General features: G+C 39.4%; 18 protein-coding genes and 1 pseudogene. 9 read left to right on the top strand and 10 right to left on the bottom strand.

Annotated elements, in window-relative coordinates; translation table 11 throughout:
- Nucleotides 1–5: 5 nt before the first annotated feature.
- The 8 genes from ACINWC743_RS03310 to ACINWC743_RS03275 form a co-directional block, all read right to left on the bottom strand.
- The gene (locus ACINWC743_RS03310; protein WP_004825017.1) at nt 6–557 is read right to left on the bottom strand and encodes a phosphatase PAP2 family protein; all 552 of its coding nucleotides are present in this window, start codon (nt 555–557) and stop codon (nt 6–8) included.
- A gap of 30 nt (nt 558–587) precedes the next feature.
- On the bottom strand, nt 588–1,874 hold the full coding sequence (locus ACINWC743_RS03305; protein ID WP_009584398.1) for a glycosyltransferase family 4 protein: 1,287 nt from the start codon (nt 1,872–1,874) through the stop codon (nt 588–590).
- Between the two features lie 86 nt (nt 1,875–1,960).
- Nucleotides 1,961–2,797 (bottom strand): XAC2610-related protein, encoded by an 837-nt coding sequence (locus tag ACINWC743_RS03300; protein ID WP_009584384.1) that lies wholly within the window; start codon nt 2,795–2,797, stop codon nt 1,961–1,963.
- A gap of 105 nt (nt 2,798–2,902) precedes the next feature.
- Complete coding sequence (locus ACINWC743_RS03295; RefSeq protein WP_009584426.1) at nt 2,903–3,700, bottom strand: tetratricopeptide repeat protein; 798 nt, start codon at nt 3,698–3,700, stop codon at nt 2,903–2,905.
- 84 nt (nt 3,701–3,784) lie between these two features.
- Entirely contained in the window at nt 3,785–4,801 is a 1,017-nt protein-coding gene (gene ilvC, locus ACINWC743_RS03290) for a ketol-acid reductoisomerase (RefSeq protein WP_004825025.1), read from the bottom strand.
- 147 nt (nt 4,802–4,948) lie between these two features.
- Entirely contained in the window at nt 4,949–5,440 is a 492-nt protein-coding gene (gene ilvN, locus ACINWC743_RS03285; RefSeq protein WP_004825027.1) for an acetolactate synthase small subunit, read from the bottom strand.
- On the bottom strand, nt 5,437–7,164 hold the full coding sequence (locus ACINWC743_RS03280; RefSeq protein ID WP_009584413.1) for an acetolactate synthase 3 large subunit: 1,728 nt from the start codon (nt 7,162–7,164) through the stop codon (nt 5,437–5,439). The genes ilvN and ACINWC743_RS03280 overlap by 4 nt, the downstream gene beginning before the upstream one ends.
- A gap of 1,163 nt (nt 7,165–8,327) precedes the next feature.
- Complete coding sequence (locus ACINWC743_RS03275; RefSeq protein WP_009584425.1) at nt 8,328–8,975, bottom strand: TetR/AcrR family transcriptional regulator; 648 nt, start codon at nt 8,973–8,975, stop codon at nt 8,328–8,330.
- A 186-nt stretch (nt 8,976–9,161) separates the two neighbouring features.
- On the opposite strand from ACINWC743_RS03275, the gene ACINWC743_RS03270 reads away from it, so the two are divergent.
- From ACINWC743_RS03270 to ACINWC743_RS03235, 8 genes are all read left to right on the top strand, one after another.
- On the top strand, nt 9,162–9,578 hold the full coding sequence (locus ACINWC743_RS03270; protein ID WP_009584370.1) for a hypothetical protein: 417 nt from the start codon (nt 9,162–9,164) through the stop codon (nt 9,576–9,578).
- 371 nt (nt 9,579–9,949) lie between these two features.
- The gene (locus ACINWC743_RS03265) at nt 9,950–10,336 is read left to right on the top strand and encodes a DUF4124 domain-containing protein (RefSeq protein ID WP_005033900.1); all 387 of its coding nucleotides are present in this window, start codon (nt 9,950–9,952) and stop codon (nt 10,334–10,336) included.
- 121 nt (nt 10,337–10,457) lie between these two features.
- Nucleotides 10,458–13,094, top strand: coding sequence for a leucine--tRNA ligase (gene leuS / locus ACINWC743_RS03260; protein ID WP_009584394.1), 2,637 nt, complete (start codon nt 10,458–10,460; stop codon nt 13,092–13,094).
- A 210-nt stretch (nt 13,095–13,304) separates the two neighbouring features.
- Nucleotides 13,305–13,838: an LPS assembly lipoprotein LptE gene (lptE, locus tag ACINWC743_RS03255; RefSeq protein WP_004825039.1), complete on the top strand. Its 534-nt coding sequence runs from the start codon at nt 13,305–13,307 to the stop codon at nt 13,836–13,838.
- A gap of 4 nt (nt 13,839–13,842) precedes the next feature.
- A complete protein-coding gene (holA, locus tag ACINWC743_RS03250; RefSeq protein WP_004825040.1) occupies nt 13,843–14,835 on the top strand; it encodes a DNA polymerase III subunit delta in 993 nt (330 codons plus the stop codon).
- Nucleotides 14,836–14,955: 120 nt separating this feature from the next.
- Nucleotides 14,956–16,314: a MacA family efflux pump subunit gene (locus tag ACINWC743_RS03245; RefSeq protein ID WP_009584429.1), complete on the top strand. Its 1,359-nt coding sequence runs from the start codon at nt 14,956–14,958 to the stop codon at nt 16,312–16,314.
- Nucleotides 16,315–16,316: 2 nt separating this feature from the next.
- Nucleotides 16,317–18,305: a MacB family efflux pump subunit gene (locus tag ACINWC743_RS03240; protein WP_009584406.1), complete on the top strand. Its 1,989-nt coding sequence runs from the start codon at nt 16,317–16,319 to the stop codon at nt 18,303–18,305.
- 22 nt (nt 18,306–18,327) lie between these two features.
- Nucleotides 18,328–19,731: an efflux transporter outer membrane subunit gene (locus ACINWC743_RS03235; RefSeq protein ID WP_009584410.1), complete on the top strand. Its 1,404-nt coding sequence runs from the start codon at nt 18,328–18,330 to the stop codon at nt 19,729–19,731.
- A 36-nt stretch (nt 19,732–19,767) separates the two neighbouring features.
- Here ACINWC743_RS03235 and ACINWC743_RS03230 read toward each other — a convergent pair whose 3' ends face one another.
- Entirely contained in the window at nt 19,768–20,775 is a 1,008-nt protein-coding gene (locus ACINWC743_RS03230; protein WP_035300167.1) for a DUF6708 domain-containing protein, read from the bottom strand.
- Nucleotides 20,776–20,867: 92 nt separating this feature from the next.
- A complete protein-coding gene (locus ACINWC743_RS03225; protein ID WP_009584364.1) occupies nt 20,868–21,851 on the bottom strand; it encodes a hypothetical protein in 984 nt (327 codons plus the stop codon).
- 164 nt (nt 21,852–22,015) lie between these two features.
- Between ACINWC743_RS03225 and ACINWC743_RS03220 the strand changes: the two are divergent.
- Nucleotides 22,016–22,369, top strand: a pseudogene (locus ACINWC743_RS03220) (hypothetical protein); the annotation flags it as partial.

Raw genomic sequence — 22,369 nt, 5'->3', positions numbered from 1 at the left:
AACCATCATAGAATAACTCCTAAATAAGGCGCAGTTAAAACAATCAAGCTTGCGACACTTGCACCAATCAGTGCCCCAACAATCACATCACTTGGATAATGCAAGCCCAAAACCATTCGTGACAGCGCAATCAACACAGTGAAAGGTGTCATGATAAATAACATCAGGGGTTGGATATAACCAAAGACAATCGTTGCCATCACAGCATGTAGTGTATGACCTGATGGAAAACTAAAATGATCTAAAGGGCGCTCACCTAAAATAATCACCTGATGGACTTGATAAGGTCGCGGGCGAACTGTTTTATGTTTTAGAAATTTATAAATCCCCGTTCCTAACAGACCAGCAACCACGACATAGAGCAATTGCAGTCCATACATCCAGCCTTTTTGCAACCATACCAGCATTAACATTGCGCACCAAAATGCACCATCACCTAGACGACTAATGGTTTTAAAAAACGTTGCAACACTTTGCGTATGCGATAAGTTATTGAGATATAAGCAACCTCTAAGATCGAGATCGAGCATTTTTATTTTGGTATTTTTAAAATTCATTTTCACTCTCCTCTCATTATTTGAGATGAACTAGGTCAGCCGTTTTGCATACTGCGTAACCTGATATAGTGCTTCTTCGAATTGATGAACTGGATGTTGCCATCCGATGCTTTGAACATCTTGCATGGCTTGTTGCCCCATGCGTTTCAGCATGTTGTTATCTGGAATTTGCAACACATGTTGTGTTAACTGTTGAATATCGCCAATTGAACATAACCAACCTGTTTGTGTATGTTTGCCATGAAGTTGGGCACAGGCATAATCATAGGCAATAATCGGTAAGCCACTTGCCATCGCCTCAATGACCACATTACCAAATGTTTCGACTTGGCTGGCAAATACAAAAACATTGGCACTTGCATAAGCCTCAGCAAGTTGCGTGCCACTTAGGCTACCCATGAAAATCACATGTTCTGCACCTGGCATTTTTTCTAATCGGCTACGATCAGGACCATCTCCCACCAACACCAATTTGACTTGACGCTGTGATTGCTTACGTAACGCGGAATAAGCATCAATTACCACATTAACTTCTTTTTCCGAAGATAAACGCCCAACATAAATCAACACCGTAGTGTTTTCATCTGCGCCCCACTGCTGTCTAAGCTGTGCTGAATAACGTTGTGAAGAAAATCGATCTGTATCAATCCCCCTGCCTACGACAACCAATGGGCAGGTCACACCAAATTCACGTAAAGCGATTTCAGTGTCACGGCTAGGGACACAGGTCAGTTGTGTTGCATTATGAAACCATCTCAAATAACTTTGAATCGGCTTGACCAAGAATGCCAAATCAAAGAACCGACTAAACTCTTGGAATTGTGAATGAAAGCCACTTGAAACGGGGATACGTCGTGTTTTTGCAGCGTGTAATGCTGTAAATCCTAATGGTCCTTCAGTCACGATATGCACGACATCGGGTGTAAATGCTGAAATCGCTTGAGAAACTTTGAGGAATTGTGGCCAACCGAACTTCATATCTGGATATTTTGGAATTGATTGCCCATTCACCAAGCATTCTTTATTGGGAACGAAGTCATAGCATTGCGCTTTTTGCTCAGGACGAATAAGCAGAATTTTATGCCCTTGATTTTGCAACCCTTTACACAGTTGCATCAAAGATAAAGCAACACCATTAATTTCTGGTGGCCATGTTTCAGTCACGATTGCAATTTTGAGACGAGGTCGAGATAAATCACGAATAAGGTCATCATTATTGGTTGTCGTTTTCTTGTTGTTTGGGTTGAAATAATACTGAATATTATCGGGAAAATCTTGTTGTTTAAATTGCAAGGTGTTCGTGAACGGTTTATTCATACGATACCTAATCTGTTCATTTTTTTAACAGATTAGGTTATTTTCTTGACAATTTAATGATTATTTTATGACAGTTTTTTGACCAATCACTGATCACCTTTCACGCGAATGAGTAGACCGTTTTCCACTTGGTAAACTTGTCCATTGCCAAAATCAATCTGTTGCTTTTCACCATGCAGGTTCGGAAAGCCTGCAATCTTTTCCAGTTGTGGAGAACGCTGAAACTGTTGAGTTTTTGGATTATACATCCAGTAAATATAGCGTTTATCCTCTACTGTGCGCCCTTGAGATAAGTCAGAAACAATTACATCATAATAACCATCAAAATTGATATCCATATAACCGACACTGTTTGGATAGCCTGTAAACCCAGTAAGGCTTTGCACGACAGTATTGTTGTTTTTATTCAATACATCTACACGTTTTAAAGTTTTGCCAAATGGGCTATTGGCATCGTCCTGACCATAGAATTTAAAGATAAAAACTGGTTTATTCACGACCTTAAAAGCAGGTTCAAATTGTATGGATTGCCTAGCTGTTTTGCCTGCTTCTAAAAGTGTAGCTTTAAACAATCCACTATTTGCATTCAACAAACCTGTCAGTTGATACTTGCCAACAGTCGTGTTATCTGCTTCTGAAGCCAGTGATTTTAAATCTAACTGATCGCCTTTTTGAGTTCCTTTAAAGTCTATCGTTGTACCATTCATTAAATCAGTCAGTACGCCATGCGGATGTGCAATCCCTGCATAAAGGTTCATATAATAACGACCTTCACCTGATTTAAGCATACGCTGCATCGACACACGCACACCACTTAATGGCTTTAAACTGGTATTTGCCTGTACAGAAGTAGACTGAGTTTCAGCATAACTAAAACATGAAATAGACAAAGTCATCATAGTGAGAAAAAGTTTAAATTTCATGATTCAAAACCATATTCAACGATAATCAATAATGTGTAATTTATCACAAAATAATTTTTCATAAGTTAATTATTGCGACCCTTAGATGATTTAAAAGATCGAAATCTAAACGCGACCAATTGGCTGTTTGGCAATATCACCTTTTTTCTTCAACTCATCAATGTATTTTAATTCATTACGCGCCTTTGAGTCAGACGGATCAGCTTCTAACACCTGATTAAAATATTTAACCGCTTCATCCAGTTGATTTAATTCAATTAAACTCACTCCTAGACTACGCCTTACACCCTGCTGAATCGCCAATCTTTTCTGCTCAGGCTCAACCAAATACACATACTCTTCAGCTGCTTTAAAACTTTCTAATGATGCTTGCCACTGTTTTTGTGCTTGCTGAATAAATCCCAGTTCTTTTAAATACCCACTATTAAAAGGAGACAATAACAATGCTTTTTGTAACGCAGACTGTGCATTGCTCCAATCACTCATTTCAATATAGGCATAAGCTGTTTGAAAATATAAGTCAGCCCAAGTTCCTGAAAAGACTCTAATATCTTTTTGCTTTCCGATATCAAGCGTTAGATACAGTAAGGTTTCAGCTGTTCCGCTGGCAGCATAAAGGACATATTGACGACTATTTTGATATTTTTCAAAATATTGAATTGCAGTATGTAAGGTTACAATCGCCTGCTGCGGATGTCCCGCGATTAAATACTGATTGGCTTTTTCTAAAGCATCATAGGCAAGCTTTTCATCAAGCACATTCTTTTCCAAATTTTGAACATTACTCGATTCAGACTGAGATGTATGCCGAGTAGCTTCTACAACTATATTTTGCGCAAACGTCAAACTTATAGCAAAATAACTCAGCAAACCAATCAAGGTAAATTGTTTTTTTAATACCATTTTGTGCGACTTTATTATTCAATTTATCTAAAATATAACATAAAAAAACCCACTCAAATGAGTGGGCTTTGGTAAAACTAAAAATTAGTTCTTTTCTTTATCAACGATTTTGTTCGCTTGAATCCAAGGCATCATTGCACGTAACTTAGAACCTGTTACTTCGATACCGTGCGCTGCATTTTGACGACGGCGAGCAGTCATTGATGGATAGTTCAACGCACCTTCTTGAATGAACATCTTCGCATATTCACCAGATTGGATACGTTTAAGCGCATTACGCATCGCTTCACGTGATTGCTCGTTGATCACTTCAACACCAGTCACATATTCACCATATTCAGCATTGTTTGATACTGAATAGTTCATGTCTGCGATACCGCCTTCGAACATCAAATCAACGATTAATTTAAGTTCGTGTAAGCATTCGAAATAAGCCATTTCTGGTGCATAACCCGCTTCAACAAGCGTTTCATAACCCATTTTAACCAATTCAACCGCACCACCACAAAGAACTGCTTGCTCACCGAATAAGTCAGTTTCAGTTTCTTCACGGAATGAAGTTTCGATGATTCCTGTACGACCACCACCTACGCCAGAAGCATAAGAAAGTGCAACATTACGTGCATTACCAGAAGCATCTTGATGGATAGCGATCAAATCAGGAACACCTGAACCACGTTGGAACTCTGAACGTACAGTGTGACCAGGCGCTTTTGGTGCAACCATGATTACATCTAAATCTTTACGCGGAACAACTTGGTTATAAAGAACAGAGAAACCATGAGCAAATGCCAAAGTTGCGCCTTCTTTGATGTTTGGTTCAATCACATCACGATAAAGTTGTGATTGGAACTCATCCGGCGTCAAAATCATGACTAAATCAGCTTGAGCAACAGCAGCTGGAACTTCAGCAACTTTAAGACCTGCATTCTCAGCTTTTTTCCAAGAAGTTGAACCAGCACGTAAACCAACAGTAACGTCTACACCTGAATCTTTAAGGTTAAGCGCATGTGCGTGACCTTGTGAACCGTAGCCAATGATCGCTACTTTTTTACCTTGGATGATAGATAAGTCGCAGTCTTTATCATAAAAAATTTGCATTGCTGTCTCCGCTATAATGCTGTGTTTCCTCTTCTTATCCTGAAGATTTTTGTTTGGAATCTTCTAGTCTAAGTCCCTCTTCTATTCCGAGAAGAGGTTATACATGAGGGAATAAAAAATCAAATAATTAATTAAGGGTTGAATAAATTACAGTGAAAGAACTTTTTCACCGCGAGCAATACCTGATACGCCAGAACGAACCACTTCTAAAATTGTGTTCTCTGCAAGCGCATCAATAAAGCCGTCAATTTTTTCTGTTGTACCCGCAATCTGAATGGTATAAGTCGTTGGTGTTACATCGACAATTTGCGCACGGAAAATATCCGCAGTGCGTTTGATCTCAGCACGTGCAGAACCTAATGCTTTGACTTTAATCAGCATCAGTTCACGCTCAATGTGCGCACCCTCAGACAGATCAACCACCTTAACCACCTCAACCAATTTGTTGAGTTGCTTGGTAATCTGCTCGATCTTGTGATCATCACCATAAGTCGTCAATGTCAAACGCGACATGGTTGGATCTTCAGTTGGTGCTACATTTAAAGTTTCGATGTTGTAGTTACGTTGAGAAAACAACCCCACCAAACGAGAAAGCGCACCAGCTTCGTTTTCAACGAGTACAGAAATAATATGTCTCATTCAGTACGCTCCCCTTTAGATAACCACATATCTTTCATTGACTGACCTGCAATCAGCATTGGATATACATGCTCTGTACGGTCAACCATGACATTGATAAACACACATTTATCTTCGATCGCCATCGCTTCTTGAAGCTTAGATTCAAGCTCATCTGCATGGTCAATCTGGATACCAACATGCCCGTATGCTTCCATAAGTTTTGGAAAATCAGGTAAAGATTCAACATAAGAACTTGAATGGCGTCCTTCATAGTTCATATCTTGCCACTGTTTAACCATTCCTAAAGCACGGTTATTTAAGCAAAGAATTTTCACATTTAAGCCGTATTGCTTACATGTAGAAAGCTCTTGGATACACATCTGAATAGATGCTTCACCTGTAATACACACCACCTGTTGATCTGGGAATGCCAATTTTGCCGCCATTGCATAAGGCAAACCTACACCCATTGTCCCCAAACCACCTGAGTTAATCCATTGGCGTGGGCGAGTATACTTATAATACAAGGCACCAAACATTTGATGTTGACCAACATCAGAAGTAATGATTGCTTGACTATTGGTAATCTTATCCAATGCTTCAACCACTTGTTGTGGCTTCATCACACCATCTTGACCTGCTTCATACTTCAAACCATGAACTTTGCGCCATTCATTGATTTGTGTCCACCAATCTGCAATCGCTTCTGGATTTGGCTTTGAAACATTCATTTGCTTCAACTGAACCAACATCTCTTGAAGTACAGGTTCTACCGCACCCACGATTGGAATATGCGCCATAATCGTTTTCGAAATGGTCGCAGGGTCAATATCAATATGAATGACTTTAGCATTTGGACAGAATTTAGCAGGATTGTTGGTTACACGGTCATCAAAACGTGCGCCGATTGCTAAAATAACGTCAGCATTTGCCATGGTCATATTGGCTTCGTAAGTACCATGCATTCCGAGCATGCCTACGAATTGCGGATCATTTCCAGAAAAAGCACCTAAACCCATCAAGGTATTGGTCACTGGATAATTTAATAAATGCGCCAATTCCGTGAGTAATTCAGAAGCATTGCCCTGAACAACACCACCACCTGTATAAATCACTGGGCGCTTTGCATTCACCAATTCATCAATTGCTTTACGAATTTGACCTGAATGACCTCTATGCGGAGGCTGGTAAGAACGCATTTTTACTTTTTCAGGATATTCATACGCAAATTTTTCTGCAGGATTGGTCGCATCCTTTGGAATATCAACAACAACAGGACCCGGACGTCCAGAAGAAGCGATATAAAATGCTTTTTTAATTATTGCAGGAATTTCACTTGCATGACGCACTTGGAAACTATGTTTTACGATTGGACGAGAAATCCCCACCATATCTGTTTCTTGGAATGCGTCTTCACCAATCAGATGGCTTGCAACCTGTCCAGACAAAATCACCATTGGGATTGAGTCCATATAAGCTGTGGCGATTGGTGTTACGGTATTGGTTGCGCCAGGTCCAGAAGTGACCAGTACGACACCTGTTTTACCTGTCACGCGTGAGTATGCATCTGCCATGTGACCAGCAGCTTGCTCATGACGCACGAGGTAATGATTAATTTTATCTTGTTTAAATAGCGCATCATAAATATGTAATACTGCGCCGCCTGGGTATCCAAAAACATGTTCAACGCCTTCGTCCGCCAATGCACGAACAAGCATTTCACCACCAGATAAAAGTTCCAACGTATTCACCCTAATCTTTTTTCCACAGCACTATGGGAGACATAGACTGTGTTTCATTCATTGATTGTGCGCTCTGTTATAGCACACATATTGACTCGTTTTTGCAGCAATAAAAAAATAAATCGTCACGCAACCGTGTGGGCTGTATGAATCACTGAAATATGTTGGGATAAACATGTTTCGGTATTGGTCATTTTCTCGGCTTAGAGAAAATGTTATTGCTTGCTTTGATACTTTTATTCGAAGGGTGATCGAAAAAAACATCTGAAACTTGAGCAAGCATTTTTGTAGTTTTAGCGAACAAAGTCAAGGTTTCTCATAAGGTTTTTATTGATTATTTACCAACCGATTATTTTTAAAACTATTCCTTTTTTTTAAGTGTATTATAAATAAAATTTCAATCACTTATAACTCAATAAAATTGCAAAAGAATTATTTTAAAACTTATATTTTTGTATGAAAAATACCCTCTCACCAAATAACGATGGTTTTGTAAAATTGATATAAAAATTCATTCAGGTACACTATTTTTTTCTAGCCAAAATAATAATGATCAAAATACTCTAAAACTTCACTTAAAGTATTTATTACATTCCGATCAATAACGTTTTTGATATATCAATAACGTTTTTGATATATCGCTAAATAATATGATTAACCTGAGTTCGATAAAAATCCTTGATGAAAGATGATACAGTCAAACCGCCTGACTATTCATACAAGTGATTTGGATGATTCATTTATTTTGTACTTTTTGAATCATTGATGGTCTTGCTATCGTGAGGCGACATGGATGTCGCCATGTTGAGCGGGGGTAAAGGATGTACCCCTCGCTCAACGAAAGATTTTTGTCACTTTTCATCTCTGAAAAGTGAGGCATCGCCTACGCAAAAGAATTTAAACTTTAGCACTAAAGCGTGGCAGTGCAAGCTTTAGATTATCAAATAATCTATTGATCGCCTTCATTTTATTGATCAAGAGAAATGAAACTATATTGATGGTGGCGCTTACGGAGCTTCGCTCCTCATGCCAAAACAAGTATGGCGAGCCCTTGCGGAGCTCCGCCCCTCATCCAAAATCGGATAAAAATTCAGCAAAAACCCACATAGATTTATTATTTTTCAATAAGTTGAAGATTTAATTCCATCAAATTCACGTTATGATTACATTTTAGACAAATGTTTAACAAAAAAATCTAATATTTCCTCCACTGTCTGTTCTGTTGTTTGTTGTGCTATCCCCCATTCTGGGAAATGACCATCCACCATCATTCTTGCTAAGCCATACACCAATGCACGAGCTGTTATGATTGCCAATGCCTGATTATGTTCATCCATCTGCTCACCAAACGCATCTCTTAACAATCGTTGCATCAAATGACGAATGTTCGTATTGCTGGATATTAACTTGTCGGAACTCTCATAATCGATGAGTGAACGATCACTGATAATACGAAAGTGTACGGGGTAAGTTGCCGCCCACTTTAGATAGCTCCGACCAATAGTGGCGAAACGTACCAATGGCGGTTGCTCCTCTACTGCGTGCATCATTTGTTGCACTTCTAGCTCTAAGCGCTCTGTTGCCTGTTCAGCTACAGCTGTAAGTAATGCAGTACGAGTTGCAAAATGACGAAAAGGTGCACCTGGAGACACACCTGCACGTTTAGCGGTCTCACGTACACTCAGTTTCTCCACCCCTTGTTCATCAATCAATTGTACTGCGGCTTCAATTAAAGCTTCACGTAAGTGACCATGATGATAAGTAGTACGTGTACTTGATACTGCTGACTTATCTGAAGACGATTGAGTCATAACTCTCCTCTATTGCAATTCGTTGCGGTTATACGATATGCTATTTTCACAATGTATGCACTGATTACATTAAAATTTCAACTCAACAAAAACAACGGTAAGCCTATGTATTCTTTTAAAACATTACTCTCTACGTCCACTCTTTTTTATTCACTCGCACTATACGTTGGGTCAATCAATCCAGCAATGGCGCAACCCAAACCAACAACACCTCAAGTTGAATCTGCCAAATTACAGATTGTATGGCCTATTCCTCACTCAGTAATCCCTTTAGGCAATGACTCTGAGCGTGCGATCGGAGTCATCGTAAGTAGTAATTTTAAATTATTACCTGCGGGGCAGTGTGGCAATGATTCACATTGTGGTCATATTCATATGAAGATTGATCCACAAGGTGATAGCTGTAATTTACCCAACCGTTCGTATAACAGTATGAACAGTGATTTTGGAGGTCCACTTATCAAAGCCAATTTTGGTGCCTGCACTGAACCTGCTGGAGAACATACAATAGGTGTCTTGCTCGCCAATGATCAACACCAACCTGTTCTGATAGACGGAAAACCAGTAATAGCAACGGTCCAAGTTAAAACAACTCTGCCATGAATAGAAATTAAAAGATGACGATAGCAAAATATAGTTTCAGTCAAGATCACATTTATTGAATATCAAGATGATATACAATGATTTTAATGAAAAAAAACCATGGCTTTTATTCAAAAGAGAAATAAAAATTTAGTGTTGGGTGAGGAGGATATTCTATGTCACCCAACACTAAACCTCGTGTTTCCGTATAAGAGAACACAGATATAACCCAATAAAATTGCAAAAGAATTATTTTAAAACTTATATTTTTGTATAAAATAAATACAATTTAAAAAATATCCAGATCAAGCTAAAACAATCCGTTGTATATTAGACGCTATAACTATTTCTAGCTTTAGTCTGAATAAAAATTGACGCAAAGGTTCTGCACCATGAAACAACACCAACGCTTTACACACACAGTTTTTGTATCGACCATTTTTGCTTTGTTGTCTGTGACTGCTGCAACCAGTCATGCAAAACAGTATTATAAGTGGGTCGACAGTAACGGCTCTACCCATTACACCACGACGCCACCACCTAAAAATGCACGCAATAAAACTAAAGTCGACACTTATGGTTATCGTGGAACGCCTTCACCGACCAACCAACCTACAGCCCAACAGACAGCCCCACAAAACAATCCATCCAATACGCAGCAAAATGCTCCTCAAAATGGACAACCTGTAAATAATGTTCCTGTCGTGAATCCACCACAGCTACAACAACCTACAGTGATTCCACAAAATAATACCAATAGCGATTCAACGCTTCGCTAGTTCAATTAAGAACAAAATTGCAAGTTTTTCATATTTAAAAACGCGCAAAATTCACTTTTAGGTGTATTTTGCGCTATGCTGTGCAACACAGTTTTTTAACCATTGTTCTCAAAATACGTTTATGACTACTCATATTGATCCTGAATATCAAGCTAGTGCGATTGAACCTCAAGTCCAGAAAGACTGGGAAGATCGTAAATCGTTTAAAGTTGCCGACACTGTAGAAGGTCCACGTCGTTATATCCTCTCGATGTTCCCTTATCCAAGTGGCAAACTGCATATGGGTCATGTGCGGAACTATACGATTGGCGATGTGATTAGTCGTTTTCACCGTCTCAAGGGTGAAACTGTCCTGCAACCTATGGGTTGGGATGCTTTTGGTTTGCCTGCTGAAAATGCAGCAATTGCACATCAAGTTGCGCCTGCAAAATGGACGTTTGAAAACATCGCATATATGCGCGACCAATTGAAAAAACTTGGTTTGTCTGTTGATTGGGACCGTGAATTTGCAACATGTACACCAGAATATTATCACTGGGAACAATGGTTATTTGTCCAACTGTATAAAAAAGGACTGATTTATCGCAAACTCTCTACAGTAAACTGGGATCCAGTTGACCAGACTGTTCTTGCCAATGAGCAAGTTGAAAACGGTCGTGGCTGGCGCTCAGGTGCATTGGTAGAAAAGCGTGATATTCCAATGTACTACTTCCGCATCACAGACTATGCGCAAGAACTCTTAGATGATCTCGACACACTAAAAGACGGTTGGCCACAACAAGTATTGACCATGCAGCGTAACTGGATTGGTCGTTCAACGGGTATGGACATCACCTTCCCGTCTGCGAACCCAGAAGTTTATGCCGATGGTTTGACGGTTTATACCACACGTGCTGACACGCTCATGGGTGTAACCTATGTTGCAGTTGCAGCTGAACATCCAATGGCGTTGAAAGCTGCCGCGATCCAATCAGAAGCTGGACAGCCTGAACTTGCTGCATTTATTGAAGAATGTCGCATGGGTTCAGTGGCAGAAGCAGACTTGGCAACCGCTGAAAAGAAAGGCATGGCAACAGGCTTATCGGTGAAGCATCCTGTGACTGGTGAAGAAATTCCAGTCTGGATTGCCAACTATGTATTGATGTCCTACGGCTCAGGTGCAGTCATGGCTGTTCCTGCGCACGATGAACGTGACTTTGAGTTTGCCAATAAATTTAATTTGCCAATTAAACAAGTCATCGATGCCAAAGGTGCAGATGATGCCGAATATTCTGCATCAGCGTGGCAAGAGTGGTACGGTTCTAAAGAAGGTAAATTGGTTAATTCTGGCGAATTTGATGGCTTAACATTCCAAGCTGCTTTTGACGCTTTTCTTGCAAAATTAGAACCACAATCATTGGCAAGTTCTAAAGTTCAATTCCGTTTACGTGACTGGGGTGTTTCTCGTCAACGTTACTGGGGTTGCCCAATTCCAATGATTAACTGTGACCAGTGTGGTCAAGTCACTGTTCCTGAAGACCAACTCCCTGTTGTGCTTCCAACAGATGTGGTACCAGATGGTTCAGGTAATCCTTTAAACAAAATGCCTGAATTCTATCAAACAAAATGTCCAAGCTGTGGCGGTGATGCCCGTCGTGAAACGGATACTTTGGATACATTCGTTGAATCCTCTTGGTACTATGCGCGTTATGCTTCTCCTGATTTTACTGGTGGTATGGTAAAACCTGAAGCTGCACAGTCATGGTTGCCAGTGAACCAATATATTGGCGGTGTAGAACATGCCATTCTTCATCTTCTTTATGCACGTTTCTTCCATAAGTTAATGCGTGATGAAGGCGTGGTTCAAGGCAACGAACCATTCACCAACTTACTCACTCAAGGCATGGTCTTGGCGGACACATTCTACCGTGAAGCTGAAAGTGGTAAAAAAACCTGGTTCAACCCTGCGGATATTGAGTTAGAAAAAGACGAAAAAGGTCGCATACTTTCTGCTAAATATAATGGCGATGGACAAGAAGTTGTCGTTGGTGGGCAAGAAAAAATGTCGAAGTCAAAAAATAACGGCATCGATCCACAAGCAATTATTGACCAATACGGCGCAGATACTGCCCGCGTATTTATGATGTTTGCTGCGCCACCTGATCAATCATTGGAATGGTCGGATGCAGGTGTTGAAGGGGCAAACCGTTTCTTAAAACGTGTTTGGCGTTTGGTAGCTGGGTTCCTTGAAAAAGGCAATACTGCAACTGCGATTGATGCAGCTAAACTTTCAACAGAAGCACAAGATTTACGTCGTAAAACTCACGAAACCATTCAAAAGGTAGGTGATGATATTGAACGTCGTCATGCATTCAATACAGCCATTGCAGCATTGATGGAATTACTCAATGCCAGCAATAAGTTTGAAGCAAAAGATGACAATGATGTCGCTGTTGAACGTGAAGCGATTATTACCCTATTGACCTTGCTTGCACCTTTTGCACCACACTTAAGTCAAACTTTATTGGCTGAGTTTAATGTTGACTTGACTTCGGTCTTGTTCCCGACTGTGGATGAGTCAGCACTCACTCGTAATACACAAACTATTGTGGTTCAGGTAAATGGTAAGCTTCGTGGTAAGTTAGAAGTGTCTGTAGATGCATCAAAAGATGAGTTATTGACCTTAGCGAAAGCACTTCCAGAAGTCCAACAGTTCTTGACGGGTCCAACCAAGAAAGAAATTGTTGTGCCGAATAAATTAGTGAATTTGGTGGTTTAAAAGTTTTAAGCCTCTCTTTCTAAGAGGGAGGTTTGGAGGGATTTTATGAAAAAATCTCCCCTAACCCCTCTTTAAAAAGAGGGAGACTTAATGCGATAAACAAAACCCAAACAAAGCCCGTTGTCATTCAACGGGCTTTGATTCTAAAATGTGGTCAATTTATCAAGATTAAATATTTCATATTTTAATGAAATATCATGAGGACAAAGCATGCATTTGGTTCAACGTGTTGCAGCAGTTGTATTAACTTTGGGTCTGAGTGCGGGCTTAGTCGGTTGTGGCTTTCATTTAAAGGGAACCAATACCCAAGCAACGCCTTTGGTTTATACCAAACTACAGTTGGTTCTACCTGAAAATACAGAAGATCTTGAGAAAAAACTCAGTGTTTATTTGACTGCAACGGGTGTCCAACTCAGTAATGCGAATGATGCCTATGTGTTACGTGTACTCAGTTACAAACCTGTACGCCATGAGCTCAATGGTAAATTGGTTGAAACCTTACTGCGTCTCACTGTAACTTTCCAGATTGAGGACAAACAAGGAAATCCAATTACAGAACCTCGTACATTGACTGCCTCTCGTAGTTATCAATATGATGTTGCGACAGTCAATACCGATGATCAACAATATAAATATTTAAGCCAAATTTTGATTGATGACATCGCTCAACAAATGTCTCGTCAAATTGCAGCCAACCGCTTACCGAAAGCTAGAAATATTACCACCCAACCAGTAGCACAATAAACTTATGAAACTTGACTATTTACAAGCCCTTAAACGTGTTGATGAAGCGCGCGGTGTTTGGATTTTACATGGTCAAGAGCCACTGTTAGAGCAAAATTTGCTTGATGCATTAAGAAAAAGCTGGGCAAAGCATGAAATTGAAAGACAGCGTCATGATTTAAATAGTGTTTCAGACTGGAAAAATGTTTTTAATGCTTTAAACAGTCTGTCTTTATTTTCACAGCATCTCGCGCTTGAAGTGCATGGCAATATCAAGCCAGATGCCAATGGATTGAAACAACTCAAACAATATATTCAACATAACGAACACAATTTACTTGTAATCGTGATGCCAAAGCAGGATTCAAGCAGTTTAAAATCTGCTTTCTTCCAAACGGTTGAAGCCAACGGTGTGGTAGTTGCATTGACGGCGAATTATCCACAAGACCGTCAGCGCATCTTGGTAATCGAAGCAGAACAACTTGGTATTCAACTCAATCAAGATGCATGGGTATGGCTTGAACAACATCATGAACACAATTTATTGGCTGCTAAAAACAGTTTAATGCGTGTTGCAGATACATTCCCTGATCAAAAACAGATTGAAATTGACCATTTACAACAATGCTTACAAGATCAATCCCGTTACAGCACTTTTGATTTAAGCGATGCATTGATCGCTGGAAATTTAGCTTTAGCCATTAAGATTTTCCAATATCTTTTGGAGTCTGGAGAACCTGATAGTTTAATTTTATGGACCATTAGTAAAGAAATGCGTCTTTTGATGCAATTGTATGAACAGCCACAAAATGCTTTACAACTTGGCATTTGGAAAACAAAAATTTCTTTGTACCAACAAGCACTTAGACGTTTAAATCCGCAATCGTTTTTAACATGGCCGACACTTTTATTACGCATTGATGCAGCAATTAAAGGGCTAAGTCAAGAAAAACCCGAACATATCATTCAACAATGTATTGCAGAGTTGTGTGGAAAGTCTTTATTTATCAATGCTTAATTTTTAAGCATAAAGATCAACTAGAATAATTCTCATTTCTATTTATTATAAAAAATTCACGCTTTATCCTTAATTCATCATTATAATTTGATCAATTTTTCTCTCAGTCTCATTATTGCTATGCCAAAAATAAAACCAGCCAAAGCCATTTTTATAGCGGCCTGTGTAGCGATCGTCGCAGCAATCGCATGGTACACATTAAAACCAAAAAATACACAGCCTCAGTATATTACTGCTGAAGTAACCCGTGGAGATATTGAAGATTCTGTACTTGCAACAGGCGACTTGGAAGCAACCAAAATGGTCAGTGTGGGTGCACAGGTTTCTGGTCAGGTCAAAAAAATGTATGTAAAGCTGGGAGATCAAGTCAAACAAGGACAATTGATCGCACAAATTGATTCTGTACGACAAACCAACGATTTAAAAACAGCAGAAGCAAGTATTAAAAACCAACAGGCACAATTGACCACAAAACAAGCCACTTTAGCCAAGGCTGAAGCTGAATATAATCGTCAGAAGAATATGTATGCACAAGATGCGACATCTAAGGCTGATTACGACAGTGCGTTGGCTGCGTTTAAGACAGCACAAGCCGATATTGCATCGATGAATGCGCAAATTGAACAATCTAAACTGACACTGGCAACCTCACAAGAAAACTTAGGCTATACCCGTATTGTTGCGCCGATGGATGGTACTGTGGTTGCAATTGTGACTGAAGAAGGTCAAACCGTTAACGCGAATCAAAGCGCTCCAACGATTGTGAAGCTTGCTAAACTTGACACCATGACCATCAAAGCCCAAGTATCAGAAGCTGATGTCATGAAAGTTCAGGAAGGTCAAAAAGTTTATTTCACAACACTGGGAGACAGTGAGAAAAAACGTTATGCAACACTCCGTCAAGTAGAGCCTGCACCTGAATCAATCAATACAGAAACAACCAGCAATTCTTCATCATCGTCATCAAGCACTGCGATTTATTATAATGCGCTCTTCGATGTGCCAAATGATGATGGCAAGTTGCGTATTGATATGACAGCTCAGGTTTATAATATTTTAGCGGAAGCTAAAAATGCTTTGACTGTTCCTGCAGCTGCACTTCAAGCCTCAAATCGCCCACAACGTGCCAATAAATCAAATGGTCAATCTGGTGCAAATTCAAATCGCCCGGCTTCTTCTGCTCAAGGTCAAACCCATAAAGAGGGACAAAATGCAGCAGATCGCCCAGAGCGTCTTGAGTTAACCGCAGACGAGAAAGCTTTGCTAGATCAAGGTAAAGCATCCGTTGCAATCGTTCGTGTTTTACAGGCTGATGGCAGCGCCAAACGTAAACAAGTATTAATTGGTTTAAATAACCGTGTTACAGCAGAAGTGTTACGTGGCTTAAATGAAGGTGATCAAGTGATTCTCGCCGATGGTTCAGACACGTCGAATGATTCTGCAAAACGTAGCAACAGAAATGGCCCAATGAGACTCTAAGCATGGATCAGAACAATCATCAGATCAAACCTCTACTCGAGGTTAGTAATCTGATACGTGAGTTCCCTGCGGGTGAATCCACTATTCAGATTTTAAAAAGTATTAATTTAAAGATTTATCCGGGTGAGTTGGTTGCCATCGTTGGTCAGTCTGGTTCTGGTAAATCGACCTTGATGAATATTTTGGGTTGTCTGGATCAGCCAACATCAGGAAGCTATCAGGTAAATGGGCGTGAAACCCGTAAACTTGAACCTGATGAGCTGGCTCAGTTACGTCGTGAGTATTTTGGCTTTATCTTCCAGCGCTATCACTTATTGGGTGATTTGAATGCTGCTGGAAACGTCGAAGTCCCAGCAATTTATGCAGGTATGGACCCCACTGTTCGTCAAAAGCGCTCGCATGAAATCCTGACTGATCTTGGACTTGGTGAAAAAACTGAAAACCGTCCAAATCAACTTTCAGGCGGTCAGCAACAGCGTGTTTCGATTGCCCGTGCCTTGATGAATGGTGGTGATGTTATTCTTGCCGATGAGCCAACAGGCGCATTGGATAAAAATAGTGGTATCGAAGTGATGCGCATCTTGCGCGAGCTAAATGCTAAAGGTCATACCATCATTTTGGTTACACATGATATGAATGTCGCAAAAAATGCGACACGTATTATTGAAATCAGTGACGGGAATATTATTGCAGATAAGCCTAATGTTCCAGAACATGACGATGTGATTGAGGTTGTTGCAGATGCAGAGCCCAAATCCAGTCGAAAAAAATCATCTCGTTGGCGTTCAGCACTAGATCGTTTTGCCGAAGCTTTCCGTATGGCTTTGCTCGCAATGAATGCACATCGTATGCGCACTTTCCTGACCATGTTGGGGATCATTATCGGGATTGCATCCGTGGTGTCTGTCGTTGCACTCGGAAATGGCTCACAAAAACAAATTTTGGAAAACATCAGCAGTTTAGGTACCAATACTATTACGGTCTTTCAGGGTCGAGGCTTTGGTGACAACTCAAAGACAGCTCAATTTAAAACCCTTGTGCCCGCAGATGCTGATGCACTATCTGAACAGCCCTATGTAGAAGCAGTTAGCCCAACAGTGAACAGTAGCGTTACAGCGCGATTTAAAGATACCGAAGCAGCAGCCACCGTAAATGGTGTAAGTGCAGACTTCTTCACTGTAAGAGGTTTAGAGTTTGTCGCAGGTCAACCTTTTGACAAACAAAGTGTGACTCAACGTGCGCAGGATGTCGTGATTGACTCGAACACCAAAAAGACATTCTTTGCTGATGGCACTGACCCGTTAGGACAAGTGATTTTATTGGGCAGTGTTCCGAGTCGAATCATCGGAGTCATTGATGCACAACAAGGCTTTATGAGTTCTGATAGCCTAAATGTCTATCTCCCTTACTCAACCGTGATGAGTCGCATGTTAGGGCAGTCTAATGTACGTAGCATCATTGTTCGTGTCAAAGACACCTACCCGACCGCTGTGGCTGAAAATGCCATTTTAAGCTTGTTAGAACAGCGCCACGGTGCACAAGATGTCTTTACACAAAACTCTGACAGTATCCGTCAAACTATTGAACAAACCACCCAAACCATGACCTTATTGGTGTCTGCAATTGCAGTGATTTCGCTTGTGGTGGGTGGAATCGGCGTAATGAATATTATGCTGGTTTCCGTGACTGAACGTACTCAGGAAATTGGGGTCCGTATGGCGGTGGGTGCACGACAAAGCGATATTCTACAACAGTTTCTGATTGAAGCGATTTTGGTGTGTATTTTAGGCGGAATATTAGGTGTCTTACTTTCATTAGGTATTGGACAGTTGATCGGACATATTGCCAAAGGCAGTTTCCAAATGGCGTATTCAAGTACTTCGATCATCGCAGCATTTGTATGTTCAACTTTGATTGGTGTGGTGTTTGGATTTATCCCAGCACGAAATGCCGCGCAGTTGAATCCTGTCGATGCACTTTCACGTGAATAACCGAAGAATAAGGAAAATATTAATGCAAATGAATTTAAGCAAACTTGCAACAGCCTTGATTCTTGGAAGCTCACTGGTGGGATGTGCTGCTGTGGTAAAAACCCCGTATGAAGCACCTGCGGTACAAATCCCCAATGGTTTTGCTTATGGCAAAGCAAAATCTCAACAAGTTCAAGCTGATCTTTATGCAGACCAATGGTGGACTTTATTTGGCGATAAGCAACTTAATCAATTGGTCAATCAAGTGATTGAACGAAATGCTGATTTGGCTGTCGCAGGGATTAATTTACAAACTGCACGATTAAAAGCTGGGTTAGCACGTGATCAACAAGGACCACGTGTCAATTCAAGTGTTTCAACTGGACATAGCTTTGATCTCAACTCGGGTGATGATGCTGCCAGAGGTCTATCGCTCAGTGCTGGCGTAAGTTATGAAGTTGATTTATTTGGTAAATTGGCTCGTCAGACTGAAGCCTCTAAATGGGAGTCTTTAGCCACTGAACAAGACTTGCAAGCGACTGGGCAAACCTTAATTGGTACAACCGCAAACTTATACTGGCAATTGGGTTATTTAAATGAACGCTATAGCTCTGCACAACAAAGCTTAGCCTCTACCCAAAAAACCTATGAATTGGTGCGCACCCAATACCGTGCAGGTGCTGTTTCAGGGTTAGATTTAACCCAAGCTGAGCAGTCTGTACAAAGCCAAAAAGCAAGTTTAAGTCAGATTGAACAACAGCGTGTTGAAGCACGCACTGCTTTGGCTGTGTTATTGCAGATTCCAGTACAACAGTTGAATATTCAAGAACCTCAACAGTTGCCACGGATTCGTTTACCTGAAATTGCGGCAGGCTTACCCGCCGATATTTTGTCACGTCGTCCAGATTTGAGAGCTGCTGAGTTACGTTTACGTGAGTCTTTAGCTACCAAAGATGCGACCAAAGCAAGTTATTATCCATCTATTAGCTTGACTGGAAATCTAGGTTCGACCAGCACCTCTCTGACCAATTTACTGAAAAATCCTGCGCTTACTTTAGGTGCAAGTCTAAGCTTACCGTTTTTACAATATAACGATATGCAAAAGAATTTAAAAATCAGTGAATTGGACTATGAAAAAGCCATCGTTCAATACCGCAATACCCTATATCAAGCTTTTGCAGACACGGAAAATGCGTTATCGAATCGAACTGAATTAGATAAACAAGTTGCACTACAACAAAAGAATCTTGAACTTGCAGAAAAAACTGAACGTTTGACTGATGTTCGTTATCGTAATGGTGCGATTGCTTTAAAAAATCTTTTGGATGCCCAGGAAACAACACGTAGCGCTCGTTTGGCTTTGGTACAAACCAAACAAAGCCAGTACAACGCTTATGTGACGTTGATGCAAGCTTTAGGTGGTAGTCCGATTCAGCAGATGCCTTAAAAATTTATTGAGATAAGAAAGTCCTTCGGGGCTTTTTTATTTGATTATTTTTCCAAAAGTATCGAGTTGGTATGTTGTCGAAGCATCAACAACATAGGGGTCTTTAGCATCAACCTGACATTCATTTTCAACTTGTTGAGACCATTTCGGTTGTTTATCAGCACGAATAAATTTATTCCGCGTTGCACCTAAAATTTTAATCATTGCCCTTGAGTAGAATGATCGAATTTCACTTTGATAATCTAATGCAACGATTTCCTGACTGGTTTCTAAAGACTCAGGCTGTGCTTCAATATTTAAACAATAGCTTAATTTTTCAGGTACTAAACGAGGACTCGTACCTACTGTATGTTTATTAAAATAAAGCTTTTCAGGTCCATTATTCATATACTCTTTAATAAACTGCCATATTTCTAGCGTTTCTTGCTTTTTATGCTTACTCAGTGCAAAAGCAAAGGTGTAAGTAATCAAGCCATTGTTATCCTTGATAACCCCCTTGATCTCCCAAAAAGTGCCCTCGTAGCCTCCCAGTCGATGATTTAAAATAAAATCAATCTTCTCCCAATTCTCTGAAAAGATTTGACCACTGACATCATAAACATAGACTTTTTGATTTTTTCTATTGAAGCGGATTGGATAATAGTTATAGCCTAATTTTTCATACTTTTTAAAATTTTGATAACCTTTGTAAAAAACATAAAAAATAAAAGAAAATAAAATATGCATTGGAGAAAAAACGACGATGAAGCCGAGTAAACTTTCAGCATCACGAATTACTGTTATATAAAAAAATATGAGCCAAACAATCAAAATAACTGGAACTGCTATAAAAAGAACTCCAAGCAAATTAAAATAGGAATTACCTTTTAAAAAGAAGCTGTTATTTACACATTCCATATAGGTAGAGTTCATTTTTACAAAGTGATAGCCATGAAACACACTTGATTTATAAGCTATTTTCTTCGAAAGAATATTTTGCTTTTCTTTAGGTGTTAGGTACCTAGCATTGTTATACACTGGATATTGTAATGTACCATTAAGCATATTTGACCTATTCAATATGGTTTAAGATAAAATCACCTTCTCGTGCTTTATCTGCTATCTTTAGTTTTAAACTGAATATGTATAAAGCTTCATTATTCATGTTGCTTCTCTTTCACACTAAAAAAACCAAACTTTAAATTGTCTTTTGCTGTCACACTATAGGGATCATTTTCATCTACAACATGCTCCTTTTTTAGTGCTTCACTCCAATAAAATGGCTTTGAAAAAACAACGGTGATTCGTCGTCCAAAGAACCTTACAAATTCAGGTACAGCAAAAATAAGCGCATAGAGTGGTGTCTGAAAATGATTGATAAACACGGTTTGCCAACTTTGCTTCAAGGATTCTTTTTTCTCTTGAATATCATAGCAATAGGTTAATTTACTTTTATAATCTTGCTCAGGGTCGTCTATCCCTTCTCTGTAGTACAAGGGTTCAGGTCCCTGCTCTACATAAGTTTTGATAAATAATAAAAAGCCTTCTATATAGTCTTTATGGATATTCGGTATGCCTAACTGTATATCATGTTTTATCACTTCACCATCAAGTATATAGGCATGTAACTCATACAAAGGTAGTCCAACGATACCTTGTGATTGAACAATATCAAAATAAAGATCACTTAATTGTAATCGCAGAAATTCGTTATTTTCATGAAAAGTTACTACTTTGTTCTTCCTATTTAGCATTATCGAATTGTATAAAGGCTTAAAAAGTTCCTTACTTATCAGGGGGTGAAGCATCGTTATAAGAATGTATAAGCTTGCAATAAAAATAGATATTGCCCCAAACCACATAATGTAATCTATTTCACCATAATCAAAAAAAATCATATATATGAAGAAAATACTCATTACAAGCACAGGAATGCCGATTAGAAAAGAATAGATAAATGACTTCCCAATCCAAATATATTCTTTATTAATAAACTCTATAAATGAAGAATTCATCTGCACAACCGAAAAATTATGATTGATCACTCGTTTCAGTTCAAAAGTATCAATTTTAAAAAGCTGATATTTCTTTACACGCTCTCCAACTTTTGTACGAGGAACGAAATACCATGGATTTTTCATTTTAAACCTATTTATTTAGTACAATCCAAGTTACTCAACAACGCTAATATCATTAAAATATAAGCATTTAAAGACTCAATTCAGTTTTTAATAAGTCTTCTTTATAACATGCCAATTATCAGTTAGGATAAAAACTAAAATATTGATAGTCTTATTTAAAAATGATGAAACACAATATAATTGCTATTTTACTCTCCACTTTAGCCTTATCTGCTTGTGCAAAAACCACCAATGAGACGCATAGCAATTCAACAGCTCAAAAGACCAATGAAAAAAACGATCTTGAGTTACAACAAAGAATTAAAAAATTGGTGGAGAAAACCAAAAAGAATATGATTTTTGTACAAGGTGGCACGTTTATGATGGGTGACTTCGGTGAACTCTTCAATAAAGGAAAATTACCTTTTGATGGTGAAGCTCATAGTAAACCTTTACATAAAGTCACTTTAGATAGTTATAGCCTAAATGCCTATAAGTCCAGTTATGAAGACTTAGATACTTATAGTGCAGCAACAGGG

It is taken from the genome of Acinetobacter sp. WC-743 (genome assembly GCF_000335555.1).
Taxonomy (GTDB): domain Bacteria; phylum Pseudomonadota; class Gammaproteobacteria; order Pseudomonadales; family Moraxellaceae; genus Acinetobacter; species Acinetobacter bereziniae.
This window is presented reverse-complemented; position numbering and strand designations above follow the sequence as displayed.